The sequence below is a fragment of the Streptomyces sp. NPDC000134 genome (assembly GCF_042899225.1).
Taxonomy (GTDB): domain Bacteria; phylum Actinomycetota; class Actinomycetes; order Streptomycetales; family Streptomycetaceae; genus Streptomyces.
Window position 1 is genome coordinate 170,240 of the sequence record NZ_JBIAZN010000012.1, and the last position, 20,882, is coordinate 191,121.

General features: G+C 71.5%; 20 protein-coding genes and 1 tRNA gene. 7 read left to right on the plus strand and 14 right to left on the minus strand.

The window, feature by feature from the left end:
- Position 1 precedes the first annotated feature (1 nt).
- From ACFY32_RS19875 to ACFY32_RS19905, 7 genes are all read right to left on the minus strand, one after another.
- Positions 2-751: a TrmH family RNA methyltransferase gene (locus tag ACFY32_RS19875; protein WP_359190290.1), complete on the minus strand. Its 750-nt coding sequence runs from the start codon at positions 749-751 to the stop codon at positions 2-4.
- The gene (locus tag ACFY32_RS19880; RefSeq protein WP_390674858.1) at positions 748-2,088 is read right to left on the minus strand and encodes an HTTM domain-containing protein; all 1,341 of its coding nucleotides are present in this window, start codon (positions 2,086-2,088) and stop codon (positions 748-750) included. The genes ACFY32_RS19875 and ACFY32_RS19880 overlap by 4 nt, the downstream gene beginning before the upstream one ends.
- Positions 2,085-2,798, minus strand: coding sequence for a DUF5819 family protein (locus tag ACFY32_RS19885; RefSeq protein WP_359190296.1), 714 nt, complete (start codon positions 2,796-2,798; stop codon positions 2,085-2,087). The genes ACFY32_RS19880 and ACFY32_RS19885 overlap by 4 nt, the downstream gene beginning before the upstream one ends.
- Positions 2,799-2,942: 144 nt before the next feature.
- On the minus strand, positions 2,943-3,272 hold the full coding sequence (locus ACFY32_RS19890; RefSeq protein ID WP_359190896.1) for a rhodanese-like domain-containing protein: 330 nt from the start codon (positions 3,270-3,272) through the stop codon (positions 2,943-2,945).
- A 53-nt stretch (positions 3,273-3,325) separates the two neighbouring features.
- Entirely contained in the window at positions 3,326-4,129 is an 804-nt protein-coding gene (locus ACFY32_RS19895) for a hypothetical protein (RefSeq protein ID WP_359190299.1), read from the minus strand.
- Positions 4,130-4,374: 245 nt separating this feature from the next.
- Complete coding sequence (locus ACFY32_RS19900) at positions 4,375-5,796, minus strand: DUF2252 domain-containing protein (protein WP_359190302.1); 1,422 nt, start codon at positions 5,794-5,796, stop codon at positions 4,375-4,377.
- Positions 5,797-5,955: 159 nt separating this feature from the next.
- Positions 5,956-6,039: transfer RNA gene (locus ACFY32_RS19905), tRNA-Leu, on the minus strand.
- Between the two features lie 396 nt (positions 6,040-6,435).
- Between ACFY32_RS19905 and ACFY32_RS19910 the strand changes: the two genes are divergently transcribed.
- The 6 genes from ACFY32_RS19910 to pknB all read left to right on the plus strand — a co-directional run bounded on the left by ACFY32_RS19910 (position 6,436) and on the right by pknB (position 14,683).
- Positions 6,436-7,302 (plus strand): DUF3662 and FHA domain-containing protein, encoded by an 867-nt coding sequence (locus tag ACFY32_RS19910; RefSeq protein WP_359190305.1) that lies wholly within the window; start codon positions 6,436-6,438, stop codon positions 7,300-7,302.
- 10 nt (positions 7,303-7,312) lie between these two features.
- Positions 7,313-7,828, plus strand: coding sequence for an FHA domain-containing protein (locus tag ACFY32_RS19915; RefSeq protein WP_359190307.1), 516 nt, complete (start codon positions 7,313-7,315; stop codon positions 7,826-7,828).
- A 143-nt stretch (positions 7,829-7,971) separates the two neighbouring features.
- Entirely contained in the window at positions 7,972-9,507 is a 1,536-nt protein-coding gene (locus ACFY32_RS19920) for a Stp1/IreP family PP2C-type Ser/Thr phosphatase (protein WP_359190899.1), read from the plus strand.
- 27 nt (positions 9,508-9,534) lie between these two features.
- A complete protein-coding gene (locus tag ACFY32_RS19925) occupies positions 9,535-10,977 on the plus strand; it encodes an FtsW/RodA/SpoVE family cell cycle protein (protein ID WP_359190310.1) in 1,443 nt (480 codons plus the stop codon).
- Positions 10,974-12,446, plus strand: coding sequence for a penicillin-binding protein 2 (locus ACFY32_RS19930; RefSeq protein ID WP_359190314.1), 1,473 nt, complete (start codon positions 10,974-10,976; stop codon positions 12,444-12,446). Before ACFY32_RS19925 ends, ACFY32_RS19930 begins: the two co-directional genes overlap by 4 nt.
- A 203-nt stretch (positions 12,447-12,649) precedes the next feature.
- Positions 12,650-14,683 carry a Stk1 family PASTA domain-containing Ser/Thr kinase gene (gene pknB / locus ACFY32_RS19935; protein ID WP_390674859.1) on the plus strand — a complete coding sequence of 678 codons (2,034 nt, stop codon included), beginning with the start codon at positions 12,650-12,652 and terminating at the stop codon, positions 14,681-14,683.
- A 170-nt stretch (positions 14,684-14,853) separates the two neighbouring features.
- Here pknB and ACFY32_RS19940 read toward each other — a convergent pair whose 3' ends face one another.
- From ACFY32_RS19940 to ACFY32_RS19960, 5 genes are all read right to left on the minus strand, one after another.
- A complete protein-coding gene (locus tag ACFY32_RS19940; RefSeq protein WP_359190320.1) occupies positions 14,854-15,618 on the minus strand; it encodes a class E sortase in 765 nt (254 codons plus the stop codon).
- 13 nt (positions 15,619-15,631) lie between these two features.
- Positions 15,632-16,708 (minus strand): class E sortase, encoded by a 1,077-nt coding sequence (locus ACFY32_RS19945; protein ID WP_390674860.1) that lies wholly within the window; start codon positions 16,706-16,708, stop codon positions 15,632-15,634.
- Positions 16,705-17,343: an aminodeoxychorismate/anthranilate synthase component II gene (locus ACFY32_RS19950; protein ID WP_359190325.1), complete on the minus strand. Its 639-nt coding sequence runs from the start codon at positions 17,341-17,343 to the stop codon at positions 16,705-16,707. Before ACFY32_RS19950 ends, ACFY32_RS19945 begins: the two co-directional genes overlap by 4 nt.
- The gene (locus ACFY32_RS19955) at positions 17,340-17,501 is read right to left on the minus strand and encodes a hypothetical protein (protein WP_097266338.1); all 162 of its coding nucleotides are present in this window, start codon (positions 17,499-17,501) and stop codon (positions 17,340-17,342) included. Before ACFY32_RS19955 ends, ACFY32_RS19950 begins: the two co-directional genes overlap by 4 nt.
- Before the next feature lie 273 nt (positions 17,502-17,774).
- Positions 17,775-18,554 carry a DUF881 domain-containing protein gene (locus tag ACFY32_RS19960; protein ID WP_359190328.1) on the minus strand — a complete coding sequence of 260 codons (780 nt, stop codon included), beginning with the start codon at positions 18,552-18,554 and terminating at the stop codon, positions 17,775-17,777.
- A gap of 141 nt (positions 18,555-18,695) precedes the next feature.
- On the opposite strand from ACFY32_RS19960, the gene crgA reads away from it, so the two are divergent.
- The gene (gene crgA / locus ACFY32_RS19965; protein WP_190203074.1) at positions 18,696-18,950 is read left to right on the plus strand and encodes a cell division protein CrgA; all 255 of its coding nucleotides are present in this window, start codon (positions 18,696-18,698) and stop codon (positions 18,948-18,950) included.
- Positions 18,951-19,208: 258 nt separating this feature from the next.
- Here crgA and ACFY32_RS19970 read toward each other — a convergent pair whose 3' ends face one another.
- Both ACFY32_RS19970 and ACFY32_RS19975 read right to left on the minus strand, forming a co-directional pair.
- Positions 19,209-20,102 carry a rhomboid family intramembrane serine protease gene (locus ACFY32_RS19970; RefSeq protein ID WP_359190332.1) on the minus strand — a complete coding sequence of 298 codons (894 nt, stop codon included), beginning with the start codon at positions 20,100-20,102 and terminating at the stop codon, positions 19,209-19,211.
- A 122-nt stretch (positions 20,103-20,224) separates the two neighbouring features.
- The gene (locus ACFY32_RS19975) at positions 20,225-20,758 is read right to left on the minus strand and encodes a peptidylprolyl isomerase (protein ID WP_359190335.1); all 534 of its coding nucleotides are present in this window, start codon (positions 20,756-20,758) and stop codon (positions 20,225-20,227) included.
- Positions 20,759-20,882 lie beyond the last annotated feature (124 nt).

Sequence of the window (20,882 nt, forward strand, 5' to 3'; positions counted from 1 at the left end):
CTCAGCCGGCGTGCGGCGCGCCCAGGCTCCAGTGGTACAGCGTCATCGCCACGCTGGTGGCGAGGTTGTAGCTGGAGACCTGGGGGCGCATCGGCAGCGCCAGCAGGTGGTCGGCCCGCGCCCGCAGTTCGGGGGAGAGCCCGCTGCGCTCGGAGCCGAAGGCGAGCAGCGCCCCGTCCGGCAGCTTCGTCCCCCGGATGTCCTCGCCCTCCGGGTCGAGGGCGTACAGGGGCCCGGCGGGCAGTTCCCCGACGGCCAGCCTCTCCACGGCGGTCGCGAAGTGCAGCCCCGCCCCGCCGCGCACCACCGCCGGGTGCCAGGGGTCGAGGGTGCCGGTGGTGACGACCCCGGTCGCGCCGAACCCGGCGGCCAGCCGGATCACCGCGCCCGCGTTGCCGAGATTGCGCGGGTTGTCCAGGACCACGACGGGCGCGGTGCGCGGCGCCCGCGCCAGCCTCGCGAGCCCGGCCTCCCGCGCGGGGCGTACGGCGAGGGCGGCGACCTCGGTGGGGTGCGGACGCGGCACCAGGGCGGCGTACGCGGCCCGCGGCACCTCCGTGAGCAGGGCGTCCAGGGCGTCCCGGACGTCCGGGGCCAGGGCGTCGGCGAGGGCGAGCGCCGCCGCCCGGTCGGCGGTGACCGCGACCGGGACCTCGGCCCCGAAGCGCAGCGCGTGCTTGAGCGCGTGGAAGCCGTCGAGCAGCACCGAGGTGCCGGCCAGGCCGTGCCAGGCGCGCAGGGGGTCGGTCATGCCCCCGACCCTACGCGCGCCTCCCCTGCCCCCTCCCCGGCCCCAGCACCCTCTCCGGAACCGGCCCCGGCATCCGCGCCAGCCACCTCCCCAGCCCCAGCCCCGGCACCGGCATCCGCACCGGCGTCCGCACCGGCGTCCCCGCCGGCCGCCTCCCCGTGCCGCGCCCCCTGGTCCGGCACCGCCGCCGCGCCGCCCCCGCGCCGCACCAGGCGTCCGCGCACGCGTGCCGCCCCGTCGCCGAGCCGGCGCAGGAACGACGTCGGCAGGAACACCGCGTCGGCCGCGATCATCGCCAGCGAGAAGAACGGCAGCCCCAGCACCACGGCGATCACGGCGTGCTCGGTCATCATGGCGGCCAGCAGCACGTTCTTCACCCGCCGGTTGAACAGCGTGAACGGGAAGGCGACCTGCACCGCGACCGTCCCGTAGGTGATCAGCATGACCATGGTGCCGCTGACCGACAGCAGGTCGCCGAGGGCCGGCCAGGGCGAGAAGTAGTCCAGGTGCAGCGGGTAGTAGACCGCGGTGCCGTCCTGCCAGCGCGAGCCCTGCACCTTGTACCAGCCGGCCGTCGCGTAGATCAGACACGCCTCGGCCATGATCACCAGCAGGGCGCCGTTGTGCGCGATGTCGGCGACCACGTCCAGCAGGATGCGCGCCTCGCCGCCCTTCGCCCGGCGCCCCACGGCCCACCACAGGCCCTGCGCCAGCCACACCGTCCACAGCAGCACCGGCACGAACCACTCGCTGCCCAGGCGTCCGGGAAGCGTCACGACGGCCAGCGCGATCCCCAGGACCACCCACAGCACCGGGCCGAGCCGGTCCGTGCCGCGTTCCCCACGCGCACGTGCCGCCCGCGCCCGCCGGGCCCGGCGGGCGTCCAGCGACCAGACCTGGGCGCAGCGGGTGAAGACCAGGTAGACGCTCATCAGGTGCAGGACGTTGTCGCCGCCGTCGCCCATGAAGACGCTGCGGTTCTGCAGCGACAGCACCCCGGCCATGAACAGCGCCGACGCGGTCCGGGTGCGCCAGCCCAGCAGCAGCGCCACCGAGGACAGCACGGCGAGCGCGTACACCGCCTCGAACCAGATCCGGTCGTCGGACCACATCAGCAGCGAGAACGCGCCGTTGCCGTCGATCAGCCGCTCGGCGAGCCGCCAGCTCCAGGGCCCGTCGGGGCCGTACAGCTCGTGGCGGTGGGGCAGTTCGCGCAGCAGGAACAGCAGCCAGGTGGCGGCGAAGCCGATCCGGATCACGGCGGTCTGGTACGGGCCGAGGGCGGCGCCGGTGACGCGGGCGATCGCGCGGGAGACCGACAGGGCGAGGCCGTTCACGCCACGCCTCCTTCCGCCTCGTCGGCGGGCACCGGCCACCAGGGCAGGTCCCGGGTCTGCGTCCGGTCCGCGACGCGCTCACCGCTCCACCGGGGCGGCGGCACCGCCGTGCTCCGGGAGCGGAACTGGACCTGGCCGAGGACCTCGCCCGGCCGGACCGCGTCCTTCCGGTCCAGCCTCAGCACCGCGATCCGGCGCAGATACGCCTCGGAGAGCGAGCCGCGCACGCCCACCGGCCGGTTGCCGGAGTCGTGGGTGGCGACGTAGAAGTCCCAGGCGCGGCGCAGCTCGTTCTGCTGGGTGTGACTCGGCACCGGGTTGCCGTCGATGGCCCGGCCGTCCTCGGCGGACAGGCCGTACCAGCCGGTGGTGCGTATACCGCCGTCGGCGGTGCGCAGTTCGGCGCGGACCTCGACGGAGATGTTCCGCTGCAGGGGGTTGGGCGCGAACAGCTTCCAGTTCTGCTCGAACTCCGGGTAGATCCACTCCTCGACCGCCGCGCCGTGCCGCTTGGTGACCGTGTTGGAGGGGGCGACGTGCAGGAACGTCATGCCGATGTGGACGCAGACCGTGACGGCCACCACGGCCAGCGCCAGCGCGGCGCCGACCTGGTAGCGCGGCGAGAGCGCGGCGACGCCGGTACGGGTGTCGGCGGCGGCCGGTCCGTCCGGTCCGTGCCGGGCGTCCGGCCCCGTGTCGTACCCGTCCATTGCGCCCCGCTCCCCGATCCCGGTATCCGTCTCCCCACCCGCCCCGTGCGTCACCGGACGCACCGCGGGACCCGATCGGGGGACACCTTACGGCCCCCGCCGGGGGCGGGCACGGGCTGTGGAAAACCGGTCGGGCGGGGGCGGCTAGAGCACGTGTCCCGGCTGGCCGGAGTCCGTCACGACGGGCCGGCCGGCGGCGGCCCAGACCTGCATCCCGCCGTCCACGTTCACGGCGTCCACGCCCTGCTGGACCAGGTACATGGCGACCTGCGCCGAGCGTCCGCCGGACCGGCAGATGACGTGCACCCGCCCGTCCTGCGGCGCGGCCTCGGTCAGCTCGCCGTAGCGGGCCACGAACTCGCTGATCGGGATGTGCAGGGCGCCCTCGGCGTGCCCCGCCGCCCACTCGTCGTCCTCCCGGACGTCCAGCAGGAAGTCGTCGTCCTTGAGGTCCGCGACCTCGACCGTGGGCACTCCAGCTCCGAAAGTCATGGCCCCGACGCTACCGGAACGCCGCCCGGCGCGGCCTACCCCAGGAGTTCCGCCAGTTCCGCCTCGCGCTCGCTCACCTGCGCCGCCAACTGCTCGGCGATCTCGTCGAGCAGCCGGTCGGGATCGTCCGGGGCGAGCCGCAGCATCCCGCCGATCGCGCTCTCCTCCAGCTCCCGGGCGACCTGGGTGAGCAGGTCCTTGCGCGCGGCCAGCCACTCCAGCCGGTCGTACAGCTCCTCGGCGCGGCTCGGGCTGCGCTGCTCGCGCGGCCCGGCGGCCCACTCCTCGGCCAGCTCGCGCAGCTCCTTCTCGTCGCCGCGGGCGTAGGCGGCGTTGACCCGGGTGAGGAACTCCTCGCGCCGCACCCGCTCGTCCTCCTCGCGCGCCAGGTCGGGGTGGGCCTCGCGGACCAGCTCGCGGTAGAGCTTGCGCGCCCCCTCGCCGGGCCGCACCCGCTGCGGGGGCCGTACCGCCTGCCCGGTGAGCATCGCCGACGCCTCCGGGAACAGGCCGTCCCCGTCCATCCAGCCGTGCAGCAGTTCCTCGACGCCGGGCAGCGGCACCAGCCGCGCCCGCGCCTCCTCGGCCCGCCGGCGGTCCTCGGGGTCGCCGCTGCGCGCGGCCCGCGCCTCCAGGACGCGGGCGTCCAGCTCCTCCAGGCGGGCGTAGACCGGGCCGAGCCGCTGGTGGTGCAGCCGGGAGAAGTTCTCGACCTCCACTCGGAAGGTCTCCACCGCGATCTCGAACTCGATGAGCGCCTGCTCGGCGGCCCGCACGGCCTGCTCCAGCTTTGCCTCCGGCCGCGCCGCGCCGCCCGTTTCAGCTTCCGGGGTCGTCACACGCCCAGCCTAGGGCCTGTCATTGGATCATGCCGCGGACGCGGGGCCTCACCGGCATGAGGAGGCGCAGCGGATTCCCTGCGTGCCGCGGCCGCGGGGCCTCACCGGCATGAGGAGGCGCAGCGGATTCCCTGCCTGCCGCGGACGCGGGCCCTCACCGGCGTGACGAAGCGCGGCCGGCTCCCTGCGGCGCGGGGCCCGGCACGCGCAGCCGCGACAGCCCCGGGCCCTGCCCGCCGGCCCGCTCACCCGACCGGTTCGGCCGCGATCCGGCCCGCCCGGACCGCCGCCACCAGCTCCGCGTGGTCCGCCTCCGTACGGTCGGCGTACGCGACGGCGAAGCCGGCCACCGCCTCGTCCAGTTCCTCGCTCTTCCCGCAGTACCCGGCCACCCGCCGCGGGTCGGCGCTGTGCGCGTGGGCGCGGGCCAGCAGGGCGCCGGTCATCCGGGCGTAGTCGTCGAGCTGGTCGGCGGCCAGCGCGGCCGGGTCGACGCTGCCCTTGCGGTTGCGGAACTGCCGTACCTGGAAGGGCCGCCCGTCGACCGTGGTCCAGCCCAGCAGGATGTCGCTGACGACCTGCATCCGCTTCTGCCCGAGCACCACCCGGCGCCCCTCGTGGGCCGCGCCGGGCGTCTGGAAACCGGCGGCCGCCAGATGCGGCAGCAGCGCCGAGGGGCGGGCCTCCTTCACCTGGAGCACCAGCGGCTCGCCCCGGTGGTCCAGGAGCAGCACCACGTAGGACCGGGTGCCCACGCTGCCGGTGCCGACGACCCGGAACGCCACGTCCTGCACCGCGTACCGGGCCAGCAGCGGCAACCGGTCCTCGGGGAGCGTGGTCAGGTACTCCGCCAGCGACGCCGCCACCGCCGCGGCCTCCGCGTCCGGCACCCGCCGCAGCACCGGCGGGGCGTCGGTGAACCGCCGCCCGCCGTCCTCGGCCGGCTCGGTCGAGCGGGCCGCGAACCGCCCGCTGGTGTTGGCCCGCGCCTTCTCCGCCACCCGCTCCAGGGTGCCCAGCAGGTCGTGGGCGTCGGTGTGGGAGACCAGTTCCTCGTCGGCGATGGCGTTCCACGCGTCCAGCACCGGCAGCCTGGCCAGCAGCCGCATGGTGCGCCGGTACGCGCCCGCCGCGTCGTGCGCGGCGGCGCGGCAGACGTCCTCGGCGGCACCGGCCTCCCGGCCCGCGAGCACCAGGGAGGCGGCGAGCCGCTTGACGTCCCACTCCCAGGGCCCGTGCACCGTCTCGTCGAAGTCGTTCAGGTCGATGATCAGACCGCCGCGGGCGTCCCCGTACAGGCCGAAGTTGGCCGCGTGGGCGTCGCCGCAGATCTGCGCCCCGATCCGGGTCACCGGCGTACGCGCCAGGTCGTACGCCATGAGTCCGGCCGAGCCGCGCAGGAAGGCGAAGGGGCTCGTGGTCATCCGGCCGACCCGCAGCGGGGTCAGCCCGGGAATCCGGCCGCGGCCCGACTCCTCGACCGCGCGCACCGCGCCGGGCCGGGCGGCGTCCGGTTCGAGGACGGCGTGCGCGGAGCGCGGGACGCTCCCGCGCAGGGCCTTGCCCTCGGCCTTGGCCGAGCCGCCCGCCGGCCACCGCGCGAATCCCGGTACGGGGGGTATCCGCCCCTCGCCCGTGTCCGCCGTCTTCCCGCCCGCTCCGGCCATCCCCGTCGCCCTCCCCGTCCGTCCACCCGCGTCGACGCGCCCTGACGGTACTCCCCGCGCGCACCACGGTGAGATAGCTCACGCGCTGGGGTCCGCGGGGAAACGAAGAACGGGCCCCGGTAAGTGACTTGCGTCACCTGCCGAGGCCCGTTCTCACGGTGCGCGAGGGGGGAGTTGAACCCCCACGCCCTTTCGGGCACTGGAACCTGAATCCAGCGCGTCTGCCTATTCCGCCACCCGCGCATTGGGTGTGTCCTCCGGCCCCGTTCCTTTCGGCCCGGCGCCTTCCGACACGCAGAACATTAGCACGCGGCAGCGGGTGGATTCACATCCGTTGCCGGCCCCCGGGAGGACGGCGGCCGACGTATCGCCGACGTGTCGGCGGATGCCCGACCAGGTATCAACCTCGTACCGGTCCGGTCCGTCTCCCCGGGAGCCGGGCGGCCCGCACAGCCCGGTGCGGGACACTGGTCTGCGAGCGCCTCTACGATCCTGGGCAGAAGTACGGGTAGGAGGGGTGTCGACACCCGTCGACCGGGCCGACAGGGGGAACCAGCCGATCGACCGGCGCGTGGATACGATCAGTAAGCAGTACCAGGTAAGCGGTGGACAGGACGGCAGCGACGGAGGAGGTGCCCCATGGGAGTCCTGAAGAAGTTCGAGCAGCGTCTCGAAGGTCTGGTCAACGGCACCTTCGCGAAGGTCTTCAAGTCCGAGGTACAGCCCGTGGAGATCGCGGGCGCGCTTCAGCGCGAGTGCGACAACAACGCGACCATCTGGAACCGCGACCGGACCGTCGTCCCCAATGACTTCATCGTGGAGCTGAGCGCCCCGGACTTCGAGCGGCTCAGCCCCTACTCCGGGCAGCTCGGCGACGAGCTGGCCGGCATGGTGCGCGACTACGCCAAGCAGCAGCGCTACACCTTCATGGGACCGATCAAGGTCAACCTGGAGAAGGCGGACGACCTGGACACCGGCCTGTACCGGGTCCGCAGCCGTACGCTCGCCTCCTCCAGCTCGCAGCAGGCCGGCGGGCCCGCCCCCGCCGCCGGGCCGGCGGCCGGACGTCCCGGCGGCTACGGCTATCCGCCCGCCGCCGCCCCGGCCCCGCCGATGCCGGCCGCGCCGCCGCCCGGCGCCCGGCCCGGCGGGTACGGCTATCCGCCCGCCGCGGGCGCGCAGCGGCCGCCGGCCGCTCCCGCCCCGATGGCGGCGCCCGGCGGACGCACCCGCCACTGGATCGAGATCAACGGCACCCGCCATCAGATCTCCCGCCCGACGCTGGTGCTGGGCCGCAGCACCGAGGCCGACGTGCGGATCGACGACCCCGGCGTCAGCCGACGGCACTGCGAGATCCGGACCGGAACGCCCTCGACGATCCAGGATCTCGGGTCCACCAACGGCATCGTGGTGGACGGGCAGCACACCACCCGCGCTACGCTCCGCGACGGCTCGCGGATCGTCGTGGGCAGCACCACCGTTATCTATAGGCAAGCCGAAGGGTGATCCGGGGGCAATGTCAGAGCTGACCCTCACGGTCATGCGGCTGGGTTTCCTGGCCGTACTGTGGCTGTTCGTGATCGTGGCCGTGCAGGTCATCCGCAGCGACCTGTTCGGTACGCGCGTCACCCAGCGCGGGTCGCGCCGGGCCGACGGCCGGGCCCAGCAGCAGGCCGCCGCACGACAGGCGCCGCCACCGCAGCGCCAGCAGACCGGCGGTGGCCGCGGCCGCCGCAACGCCCCCACCAAGCTGGTGGTGACCGAGGGCACCCTCACGGGCACCACCGTGGCCCTCCAGGGCCAGACCATCACGCTCGGACGGGCACACGACTCGACGATCGTGCTGGACGACGACTACGCCTCCAGCCGCCATGCCAGGATCTATCCGGACCAGGGCGGCCAGTGGATCGTCGAGGACCTGGGCTCCACCAACGGCACGTATCTGGACCGGTCCCGGTTGACGACTCCCACACCGATTCCGCTGGGTGCGCCGATCCGCATCGGCAAGACCGTCATCGAGCTGCGGAAGTAGTGCTACGTCATGAATGAGCGCGAGCGGAGCGAGCACGCAGCGGCGGCCGGCACCCCGTCCACCGGCGCGCTCCCGACCGGAGGGTGGGCAGTGTGGCTCGACACGACCGGCTGTACCCGGAGCAGCCGACGGGCGAGGTGCGCATGAGTCTGTCACTGCGCTTCGCCGCCGGATCGCACAAGGGCATGATCCGGGAGGGCAACGAGGACTCCGGTTACGCCGGTCCCCGGCTGCTCGCCATCGCCGACGGCATGGGCGGCCAGGCGGCCGGCGAGGTCGCCTCCTCCGAGGTCATCTCCACCATCGTCGCCCTCGACGACGACGTGCCCGGCTCCGACATCCTCACCTCGCTGGGCACCGCCGTGCAGCGGGCCAACGACCAGTTGCGGCAGATGGTCGAGGAGGACCCCAGCCTGGAGGGCATGGGGACCACCCTGACCGCGCTGCTCTGGACCGGCCAGCGGCTGGGCATGGTGCACGTCGGCGACTCCCGCGCGTATCTGCTGCGGGACGGGGTGCTGACGCAGATCACCCAGGACCACACCTGGGTGCAGCGCCTGGTCGACGAGGGCCGGATCACCGAGGAGGAGGCCGGCACCCACCCCCAGCGCTCCCTGCTGATGCGGGCGCTGGGCAGCGGCGACCACGTCGAGCCCGACCTGTCCATCCGCGAGGTGCGGGCCGGCGACCGCTATCTGATCTGCTCCGACGGGCTCTCCGGCGTCGTCTCCCACCAGACGCTGGAGGACACCCTCGCCAGCTATCAGGGCCCCCAGGAGACCGTGCAGGAGCTGATCCAGCTCGCCCTGCGCGGCGGCGGCCCCGACAACATCACCGTCATCGTCGCCGACGTCCTCGACCTGGACACCGGCGACACCCTGGCCGGCCAGTTGTCCGACACCCCGGTCGTGGTCGGCGCCGTCGCCGAGAACCAGTCCCAGATCGGCGACAACGGCATCATGCAGACCCCCGCCGGACGCGCCTCCGGGCTCGGCCGGCAGGGCGGCGGGGGCGGCGAGTTCGGCCCGCCCGGCAGCGGCGACACCACCGGCTACATCCCGGCCGGCGGCTTCGGCGACTACGGCGACGACGACTTCACCAAGCCCCGCAAGGGCCGCCGCTGGGTGAAGAGGTCCTTCTACACGGTGCTGGCCCTCGCCGTCGTCGGCGGGGGCCTGTACGGCGGCTGGCGCTGGACCCAGACCCAGTACTACGTCGGCACCAGGGACGACCACGTCGCGCTGTACCGGGGCATCAGCCAGGACCTGGCCTGGGTGTCGCTGTCCAAGGTGGAGACGGACCACCCCGAGATCGAACTCAAGTACCTGCCGCCCTACCAGCAGGACCAGGTGGAGGCGACGATCGCCGAGGGCGATCTGAACGGCGCCCGATCCAAGATCGACGAGCTGGCGGTGCAGGCCTCCGCCTGCAAGAAGCAGGCCGAGCGGCGCACCGCGCAGAACGAGAGCAACGCCAAGACCGGCGAGGGCGAGGCCAGGGGGACCACGGGAACCACTCCCGCCTCCTTCCCGTCCAAGGTGACGCCGACGCCGACCCCGTCGGGCTCACCGAAGGCGTCCGAGTCCCCGTCCCCGTCCACGACCGCACCCACCTCCAGCCCCGGCCCCACCCTCTCGGAGGAAGAGCAGAAGGTCGTCTCGCTGTGCGGTAAGCAGTAGGCAAGCCGTGAGAGGCCCCGTCACACGATGAGCAGCAGTACTTCCCACCCGTCGACGCACCATACGTCCACGATCGGCGCCATCGGAGCGCCCAGCCGGCGCAACACCGAGCTGGCGCTGCTGGTGTTCGCCGTTCTCATCCCGGTCTTCGCCTACGCCAACGTCGGCCTGGCCATCAACGACTCGGTGCCGCCCGGCCTGTTGAGCTACGGTCTCGGACTCGGTCTCATCGCGGGCGTCGGCCATCTCGTCGTACGCAAGTTCGCGCCCTACGCGGACCCGCTGATGCTGCCGCTGGCCACGCTGCTCAACGGCATCGGACTGGTCGTCATCTGGCGTCTGGACCAGTCCAAGCGGCTCCAGGCGAGCCATACGTTCGTCGAGGCGGCCCCCCGCCAGTTGATGTACTCCGCGCTGGGCGTGGCGCTCTTCGTGGCCGTGCTGGTCTTCCTCAAGGACCACCGCGTCCTGCAGCGCTACACGTACATCTCCATGGCGGGCGCCCTGGTGCTGCTGATCCTGCCGCTGGTCCCGGGACTCGGGCAGAACGTCTTCGGCGCGCGGATCTGGATCAAGATCCCCGGTCTGGGCACCATCCAGCCCGGTGAGTTCGCCAAGATCGTCCTCGCGGTCTTCTTCGCGGGCTACCTGATGGTGAAGCGGGACGCGCTGGCGCTGGCCAGCCGCCGGTTCATGGGCCTGTACCTGCCGCGCGGCCGGGACCTCGGCCCGATCCTGGTGGTCTGGGTCATGTCCATCCTGATCCTGGTCTTCGAGACCGACCTCGGCACCTCGCTGCTGTTCTTCGGCATGTTCGTGATCATGCTGTACGTGGCGACCGAGCGGACCAGTTGGATCGTGTTCGGCCTGCTGATGTCCGCGGCCGGCGCGGTCAGCGTCGCCTCCTTCGAGCCGCACGTGCAGCAGCGCGTCCAGGCGTGGCTCGACCCGGCCAACGAGTTCAAGCTCTCCCGGCAGGGCGTCGTCGGCCACACCGAGCAGTCGATGCAGGCCCTGTGGGCGTTCGGCTCCGGCGGCACCCTCGGCACCGGGCTCGGCCAGGGCAACTCCGACCTCATCGGCTTCGCCGCCAACTCCGACTTCATCCTCGCCACCTTCGGCGAGGAGCTGGGCCTGGCCGGCGTGATGGCGATCCTGCTGCTGTACGCGTTGATCGTGGAGCGCGGCGTGCGCACCGCCCTCGCCGCCCGCGACCCGTTCGGCAAGCTGCTCGCCATCGGCCTGTCCGGCGCCTTCGCCCTCCAGGTGTTCGTCGTCGCCGGCGGTGTGATGGGCCTGATCCCGCTGACCGGTATGACGATGCCGTTCCTGGCGTACGGCGGTTCGTCCGTCATCGCCAACTGGGCGCTGATCGGCATTCTGCTGAGGATCAGCGACACCGCCCGCCGGCCCGCGCCCGCGCCCGCGGCCAATCCCGACGCCGAGATGACCCAGGTGGTCCGACCGTGAACAAGCCCCTGCGCCGTATCGCGATCTTCTGCGGCCTGTTGGTGCTCACGCTGCTCGTCCGTGACAACTGGCTGCAGTACGTCAAGGCCGACAGCCTCAAGGACGACGAGAACAACCGCCGGGTGGCCATCGAGCGGTACGCCGCCCCGCGCGGCGACATCATCGTCGACGGCAAGGCCATCACCGGCCACGCCACCACCGACGGCGACTTCAAGTACAAGCGCACCTACAAGGACGGCCCCATGTGGGCGCCGGTGACCGGTTACGTCTCCCAGGCGTACGGCGCCACGCAACTGGAGGCCATCGACGACGGCATCCTCACCGGCAACGACGACCGGCTCTTCTTCCGCAACACGCTCGACATGGTCACGGGCAAGAAGAAGGAGGGCGGCAACGTCGTCACCACCCTCAACGCCGCCGCGCAGAAGGCCGCCTACGACGGTCTGAAGGCGCAGGGAGGCAAGGGCGCGGTCGCCGCGATCGAGCCGTCCACCGGCAAGATCCTGGCGCTGGCCTCCTTCCCGTCGTACGACCCGTCGTCCATCGCGGGCAGCGGGGACTCCGACGCGAAGGCGTGGAAGGGCCTCCTGAGGGAGAACAACAAGGACGACCCGACGCTCAACCGGGCGCTGCGCGAGGTCTACCCGCCCGGCTCGACGTTCAAGGTGCTCACCGCCGCCGCGGCGCTGGAGAACGGCCTGTACGACAGCGCGGACAAGAAGACCGACTCCCCGCTGCCCTGGACCATGCCGGAGACCAGCACCGAGCTGAAGAACGAGGGCGACCTGCCCTGCAAGAACGCCACCCTGCGCGAGGCGCTGCGGGTCTCCTGCAACACCGTCTTCGGCAAGATCGGCGCCGACCTGGGCAACGAGAAGATGCTCGACATGGCGAAGAAGTTCGGCTTCACCGAGGAGCAGTTCGTCCCCGTCCGCTCCGCCGCCTCGGTCTTCTCCGACGACATGGAGCCCTCGCAGGTCGCGCTCTCCTCCATCGGCCAGTTCAACACCGCCGCGACCCCGCTGCAGATGGCCATGGTCACCTCGGCGATCGCCAACAACGGCACCCTGATGAAGCCGTACATGGTCGACGAGCTGCAGGCCCCGAACCTGGACACCATCGAGAAGACCGACCCCGAGGAGATGAGCAAGCCGCTGTCCGCGGACAACGCCCAGATCCTGCAGTCGATGATGGAGACGGTCGTCAAGGAGGGCACGGGAACCAAGGCGCAGATCAACGGCGTCACCGTGGGCGGCAAGACCGGTACCGCCCAGCACGGTGTCGACAACAGCGAGAACCCGTACGCCTGGTTCATCTCCTACGCCAAGCAGAGCGACGGCAGCTCGCCGGTGGCCGTCGCCGTGGTGATCGAGGACGAGGCCGCCAACCGGGACGACATCTCCGGTGGCGGTCTGGCCGCGCCGATCGCGAAGAGCGTGATGGAGGCCGTCCTGGACAGCAAGAAGTGACAGCACGAAGTGGCCACGCGCTGAACGGCAAGTGACTCCGCTCACGTCCGCTTCACATCCGTGCACGTTGCGATACCGGTCCGGTATCGGGTGACGGGCTTGGCCAGGTCACACAAAGCGAGCCGGGTACGGTAGGCCGGACGGCAGCCTCCGACCGTACAAGCATGCCGGTCGGGACCGACGGAGAGGGCTGGTAGGTAGCTATGGAAGAGCCGCGTCGCCTCGGCGGCCGGTACGAGCTGGGCCCGGTGCTCGGCCGTGGTGGCATGGCGGAGGTTTACCACGCGCATGACTCCCGGCTCGGGCGCCAGGTGGCGGTGAAGACGCTCCGCGCGGACCTCGCGCGAGACCCGTCCTTCCAGGCCCGGTTCCGCCGGGAGGCCCAGTCGGCCGCCTCGCTCAACCATCCCGCGATCGTGGCGGTCTACGACACGGGCGAGGACTACATCGACGGGGTCTCCATCCCGTACATCGTGATGGAGTACGTCGACGGCTCCACCCTGCGCGAGCTGCTGCACAGCGGCCGCAAGCTGCTGCCCGAGCGGGCCATGGAGATGACCATCGGCATCCTCCAGGGCCTGGAGTACGCCCACCGCAACGGCATCGTGCACCGCGACATCAAGCCGGCCAACGTCATGCTGACCCGCAACGGCCAGGTCAAGGTGATGGACTTCGGCATCGCCCGCGCCATGGGCGACTCCGGCATGACGATGACGCAGACGGCGGCCGTGATCGGCACCGCCCAGTACCTCTCCCCGGAGCAGGCCAAGGGCGAGCAGGTCGACGCCCGCTCCGACCTGTACTCCACCGGCTGCCTGCTGTACGAGCTGCTGACCGTCCGGCCGCCGTTCGTCGGCGACTCCCCGGTCGCGGTCGCCTACCAGCACGTCCGCGAGGAGCCGCAGGCGCCCAGCGTCTTCGACCCCGAGATCACGCCCGAGATGGACGCGATCGTGCTGAAGGCGCTGGTCAAGGACCCCGACTACCGCTACCAGTCGGCCGACGAGATGCGCGCCGACATCGAGGCGTGCCTCGACGGCCAGCCGGTCGCCGCGACCGCCGCGATGGGCGCGGTCGGCTACGGCGGGTACGGCGGCTATCCCGACGACCAGGCGACGACGGCCCTGCGCTCGGACTCCGGCGCGGGCGCCACCACGATGCTGCCGCCGATGAACCCGGACGACGGCGGCTACGACGACCGGCCCGACCGGCGCCGCCAGCCGCAGCGCAAGTCCAGCACCTCCACGGTGCTGCTGGTGCTCGCGGGCATCCTGGTCCTGGTCGGCGCCATCCTGATCGGCAAGTGGGTGTTCAGCGGGGACGGCGGCACCGGCAACGGCTCGGTCACCGCGCCGAACTTCGTCGGCCTGACCAAGGCCGACGCCGAGAAGCAGGCGGTCAACTCGGACCTGAAGGTCACCTTCTCCGAGGACACCTGCGAGGAGCAGCCCAAGGGCAAGATCTGCTCGCAGACGCCCGACGAGGGCACCGAGGTCGACAAGCAGTCCACCGTCGAGCTGGTGGTGTCGACCGGGGCGCCCAAGGTCGATGTCCCGGACGTCGAGGGCCTGACCTACGCGGAGGCCGAGTCGACCCTGAAGGACAAGGGCTTCGAGGTCGAGAAGAAGACCCAGGAGTCCACCGAGACCCCGGACACGGTCATCGCCCAGGACCCCGACGGCGGCACCTCCAAGGAGAAGGGCTCCACCGTCACCGTCACCGTGGCCCGGCAGACCGCCCAGGTGACCGTGCCCGACGTGACCGGCAAGACGCCGGACGAGGCCAAGCAGATCCTGGAGGCCAAGGGCCTGGTCCTCGGCTCGCAGTCCACGGAGGAGTCCACCGCGCAGGAGGAGGGCAAGATCTTCGAGCAGAGCTTCGCCCCGGGCACGGACGTCGACCGCGGCAGCACCGTCGACGTGAAGATCGCCAAGAAGCCGGCCGAGGAGCAGGAGCAGAAGTTCGCGATGCCGAAGGTGACCGACATGACGGTCGCCCAGGCCAAGCAGGTCCTCGGCCAGGCCGGGCTCCAGTTGGAGCGCGTCCAGGGCGCCCAGGACGACAACGCCAAGGTGGTCGCGAGCAGCCCGTCCGAGGGCCAGGAGGTCAAGAAGGGCGACAAGGTCACCCTGATCGCCATCGCCCAGGGCGGCGGCAACGGCGGGAACGGCGGCGATGGCGGGAACGGCGGCCTCGGCGGCATCTTCGGCGGCCTGACCGGCGGCGACGGAGACTGACGCGGCCCGCGCGACACGGGCGGAGCCCCGGACCCCTGGTGAAGGGTCCGGGGCTCTTTCCGTGTCGCGCGGGCGGCTGGGGCCTGTCGTTCGGATCAGGTCGCAGGGAATCTGCTGCGCCTCGTCCTGCCGTGAGCCCCGCGTCTGCGGGGTGATCCGAACGACAGGCCCTAGCGGATCTCCTTCGGCGGGGTCCGCTCGCTGTCCACCTTCTCGGTGCGGACCAGCTCGCCCCAGACGACGTACCGGTAGCGGCTGGTGTAGACGGGCGTGCAGGTGGTCAGCGTGATGTAGTGGCCGGCCTTCTCGCGGCCCGACTCCTCGGGGACGCCGGCGAGGACCTCGACGTTGTACTTCGAGGTCTCCGGGAGGATGCCGTAGACCTTGTAGACGTACCAGGTGTCCTTCGTCTCGAAGACGATCGGGTCGCCCTTGCGCAGCTTGTCGATGCGGTGGAACTTGGCGCCGTGCCCGTCGCGGTGCGCGGCCAGCGAGAAGTTGCCCTTCTTGCCGGTCATCGGCAGCTCGGCCTTGACCGGGTCGGTGTAGTAGCCGGCCACGCCGTCGTTGAGGACCTTCATCGAGGTGCCCTTCTCGACGAGGATCTCGCCCTTGGACAGGGCGGGCACGTGCAGGAAGCCGATGCCGTCCTTGGTGTTCAGCGCGCCCGGTCCGGACGGGCCGGGCGCGTCCTGCGCCCAGTTGTCGCGGACCTCGTCCCCGCGCCGGTCCGCGTGGCGGTCCGCGACGACGTTCGTCCACCACAGCGAGTAGACGACGAAGAGTCCCAGCACCAGGCCCGCGGTGATGAGGAGTTCACCGAGCAGACCGACCGCCGTCGCGATCCGACCCCGGCGGCGCGGGCGGCCCGGCGGTGCGGAGCCGGGCGCGGGTCCGGTGTGCTCGTCGTGATCGGTGTCGGTGGTCGCTGCCACTGGTCATCTGCCCTTAACTGATGAGCGCATCCGGCTTGCCCTTGCTGCGCGGCCGTTCCTCGACCATCTTGCCCCAGACGATCATCCGGTACTTGCTGGTGAACTCGGGGGTGCAGGTGGTGAGCGTGATGTAGCGGCCGGGCCCGGTGAAGCCCGACTGCCGCGGCACGGGGTCGAGGACGCTCGTGTTGCCGGGCGAGGTCACCGGCAGGATGGACGCCATCTTGTAGACGAAGTACTTGTCCTGCGTCTCCACGACGATCGGGTCGCCCGGCTTCAGCTTGTTGATGTACCGGAACGGCTCGCCGTGGGTGTTGCGGTGCCCCGCGAGCCCGAAGTTGCCGGTCTTCGCGTCGGGCATCGCCGTCTTCAGCGCCCCCTCGGCGTAGTGCCCGACCATGCCCCGGTCCAGCACCTTCTCGCTGCTGATGCCCTCGGCGATCGGCACGACGACGTCCAGCGTGGGGAGGTGCAGGATGGCGAAGCCCTGGCCCGGCTCGAAGGCGCCCGGACTGCGCTTGCCGTCCGCCCAGTCGTCCTGGAGGCTGCTGGTCGCCTTGTCGGCCTGCGCGTGCGCCCGCACGTTCGTCCACCACAACTGGTAGGTGACGAACAGCAGCATCAGCACCCCGGTGGTGATGAAGACCTCGCCTATCACCCGGCTGGCGATGACGGCCGGGCCGGGCTTGCTGGCCTTGGCCCGGCGGCGGGCCTCGACCCGCGTGAGGGGCGGCTCGGGGGCTTCCAGGGCCTCGGAGGCGGTGGCGGGGCCGGAGGACCGGCGGGCGCCCCTACGGCCGCCGTGGCGCCCTTTGGCGGCCTTCCTGCGGGCCGCCCGGCCGCCGGTGGGGGGACCGGAGGGCCGCTCGTCCGCCGGGCGGGCCGGCGGGTCGGGCAGGCGCAGCGCCACCGTCTCCTCGTCCACCACGGCCGGATACGGCTGCGCGGGGGTCCGGCCGGCCGTGCCGGGTGCGTACCGGCCGTCCCCGATCGCACCGTCATTCCCGTACGGCCGCTGCCCGTACGACGTCCCCGGGGTGCCGGCGCCGCCGCTCGCGCCGGACTCGCGCTCGGGGCGCAGCGCGGTCACGCCGTGGCCCTGCCCACCACCGGGGCGAGCCCCGCAGACCTCGCCACCGCGCCCTGGTCGCCGCACTCCGCCAGCCAGTTGGCCAGCATCCGGTGGCCGTGCTCGGTCAGCACCGACTCCGGGTGGAACTGCACGCCCTCGACGGGCAGTTCACGGTGGCGCAGGCCCATCACGATCCCGTCGGGGGTACGGGCGGTGACCTCCAGCTCCGGCGGCACGGTGGCCGGCTCGGCGGCCAGGGAGTGGTACCGCGTCGCCGTGAAGGGCGAGGGCAGGCCGGCGAAGACGCCCCTGCCCCCGTGCTCGACCGGCGAGGTCTTGCCGTGCAGCAGCTCCGGCGCCCGGTCCACCACACCGCCGTACGCCACCTGCATCGACTGCATGCCGAGGCAGACGCCGAAGACGGGGACGCCGGTGGCCGCGCAGTGCCGGACCATGTCGACGCAGACGCCCGCCTGCTCGGGGGCGCCCGGACCGGGCGAGAGCAGCACGCCGTCGAAGCCGTCCTGCGCGTGCGCGGTGGAGACCTCGTCGTTGCGCAGCACCTCGCACTCGGCGCCCAACTGGTAGAGGTACTGGACCAGGTTGAAGACGAAGCTGTCGTAGTTGTCGACGACGAGGATGCGTGCGCTCACTGGTTGTCCACCGTCACATCGTTGAAGGGAAGCAGCGGCTCGGCCCACGGGAAGACGTACTGGAAGAGGACGTAGACCACGGCCAGCGCGAGCACGAGGGAGAGCAGTGCCTTCACCCATGCGTTTCCCGGCAGATGCCGCCAGATCCAGCCGTACATGCCGTCCCTTCCCTCGCACCACGGCACCGGACTCACGCCGTACGTCAACAGACTAACGGCGCGGCGCCCGAGGTTTCCCGGCCTGCACGGGCCCGGTGGGGTCCAGGGCGCCCGGCCGCCCTGGACACAGGATCGATCACGCCGGGGCCGGCCGGGGCCGATTTGTCCGGCCCTTTGTCCATCCGATACGCGGACCGCGCCGTGGCCGGGGCCCGCCCGCACCGGCATGTTCCACGTGAAACCGGGCCACGGGACGCGCGTGGACGCGGGGGCTCACTCCACGGGCCGGGCGTAGTGCAGGTCCACGGTGCCCGTGTAGCCGGGCAGCGTCACCGTGCCGTCGTCCTCGACGTGCCAGCCGAGCCCGTAGACGTTGACGTACACCATGTAGTTCTGGATCGCCGGGGAGGCGGCCAGCGCCTTCTTCAGCTTCTCCGGGTCACCGACCGCCGTGATCTTGTACGGCGGCGAGTAGACGCGACCCTGGAGGATCAGGGTATTGCCCACGCAGCGCACGGCGCTGGTGGAGATCAGCCGCTGGTCCATGACCTTGATGCCCTCGGCGCCGCCCTGCCAGAGCGCGTTCACCACGGCCTGGAGGTCCTGCTGGTGGATGACCAGGTAGTCGGGCTGGGGCTCGGGATAGCCGGGGAGCTTGGCGGTGGCGTCCGGCGGGGCGTCGTCGAGGGTGACGGAGACGGCCCGGCCCGTCAGCTTCTGGGTGCCCGCGCGCTTTTCCAGGTCGGAGAGCTTGTCGTCCTCGGCCTGGGTGCTGTCGTCGTCGCGCTCGGCCAGCGACTCGATGTCGTGGCGGAGGGCGGCGTTGGACTCGTCCATCTCGCCGTTCTTGCGGCTGCGCTCCTGGATGAGGTCGGAGAGCTTCAGCAGGGAGGCGTCCGTGCGGATGTTGGTGCCCTTGGCCGTGTTGAAGCTGGTGAAGAAGATCAGACCGGCGAGGGCGAAGACCAGTGCCGTGAGCACCCGCACCGGCCGGAAGCGGCGGCTGCGAGGGGCACTGGAACCCGTCCCGGGGGAGTCGGCAGAATTGCTCAACGTACCCTTATCTCCTTCGGCGCCACGGAAGCACTACGCTAACGGACGCCCGGGGGAGCGCTCAGAGTCCCCTTGTACGTTGCCCCGAGCCCGACCCAGTTCCCTGCGCGGCCACGCAGCGCATCGACAGGAGAGACCCTCGTGCCGAAGTCACGTATCCGCAAGAAGGCCGATTTCACGCCGCCGCCGGCGAAGCAGACGACGAGCATCAAGCTCAACAGCCGTGCCTGGGTCGCCCCCGTCATGCTGGCCATGTTCCTGATCGGGCTGGCCTGGATCGTCGTCTTCTATGTGACCGACGGTTCGCTGCCCATCGAGCAGTTGGGCAACTGGAACATCGTGGTGGGCTTCGGCTTCATCGCCGCCGGGTTCGGTGTCTCCACCCAGTGGAAGTGACCTCCGTCGACCGGTGAGCCCAGCTCTGCCCACGGCTATCCACTGAGTTATCCACAGCCGTTTCCACAGGATGAGGAAAAGAAACGACGATCTGTGGATAACTCACCGGAGGTTGACGCCGGTATGACAGAATCACCGGCGACCGAAAGTACCTGAGCCCCCTGTCTGACCTGCGCAAACACGGTCCGGTGACAGGGGGCACAGATGTTCCCGCACAATGTGCACAAGATCCGCCACCCGCTGTGGACAACGGGATGCTCAGGTGAGCTGCGAGGTTCTCAGCAGGGTCAGCACGACGACCGCCGCCAGGACCAGCGCACAGGTGCCGTACTGGACCAGCGCGCGCCGCCGGCGCGGGGCGTGGACCATGCCGTAGCCGACGACCAGGCCCGCCACCAGGCCGCCGATGTGGGCCTGCCAGGCGATGTTGAAGCCCGGACTGAAGGTGAAGATCAGGTTGATCACCAGCAGCGCGACGACCGGCCGCATGTCCTGGTTGAGCCGGCGCAGCAGGACCGCGGTGGCTCCGAAGAGTCCGAAGATCGCCCCCGAGGCTCCGAGCGAGGGCTGGTTGGGCGCGGCGATCAGATAGGTGAGCGCGCTGCCGGCCAGTCCGGAGACGACGTACAGGGCGAGATAGCGGGCCCGGCCGAGGGCCGCCTCCAGGGGGCCGCCGATCCACCACAGGCTGAGCATGTTGAACAGGATGTGGATATAGCTGCCGTGCAGGAACATCGAGGTCAGCAGCCGGTAGTACTGCCCCTCCGCGATGCCCTCGACGCCGCCGAGCAGCGGCACATAGGCCCGGCCGATCAGCTCGAAGCGGTTGGTGAAGGAGTCCCCGGCGGACAACTGGGCGAGGAAGGCGGCCAGGCACAGGCCGATGAGCACCTTGGTGACCAGCCTCGGGTCGGCCGCGACACCGCCGCCGGCGAGGGTCCGGGGCCGGGCGGCCGCGGGGGCGGGCCCGGTGCCGGAGGTGCCGCGGACGCAGTCGGGGCACTGGAAACCGACCGAGGCGTCCACCATGCACTCGGGGCAGATCGGCCGGTCGCAGCGGGTGCAGCGGATGCCGGTCCCGCGGTCCGGATGGCGGTAGCAGACCGGCAGGCTCCCGGCGTCCTGCGGGCTGCCCCCTGCTGCCTGGTCCATGAGGTCCCCTCGATCGTGTCGTGGTGCGAAAAGCACCGCCCCGCCCATCCTTACGGACGGGCGGGGCGTTTGGTTCCCCTGGCAACCGGTTGCTCCCGGATCGGGCCCGGTCGCGGCGGGGCTCAGCCCTCGCGGGTCTCCACGACGACCGACTCGATCACGACGTCGTTGAGCGGACGGTCGGTGCGCGGGTTGGTCTGCGTGGTGGCGATGGAGTCCACGACCTTCTGGCTGGCCCCGTCGACGACCTCGCCGAAGATGGTGTGCTTGCGGTTCAGCCACGTCGCCGGGGCGACGGTGACGAAGAACTGCGACCCGTTGGTGCCCGGACCGGCGTTGGCCATGGCCAGCAGGTAGGGCTTGTCGAAGGCGAGGTCCGGGTGGAACTCGTCTCCGAACTGGTAACCGGGACCGCCGGTGCCGTTGCCCAGCGGGTCACCGCCCTGGATCATGAAGCCGCTGATCACCCGGTGGAAGACCGTGCCGTCGTAGAGCTTGTCCGTGGTCTTCTGGCCCGTGGCCGGGTTCGTCCACTCCCGCTCGCCCTGGGCGAGCTCGACGAAGTTCTTGACCGTCTTGGGAGCATGGTTCGGCAGGAGCCGGACTTCGATGTCGCCGTGATTGGTCTTCAGGGTGGCGTAAAGCTGCTCAGCCACGATCTGCCTTCCGTTGTCTTCCTGTGACTCCCTGATCCTCGCACGGTCCGCGCCCCGCGTCGCCCAGCGGTCCGTCCGGAGCGCCTTGCGGGGAACGTCGCTCGCGGAAATCCGGCCGAGTCGC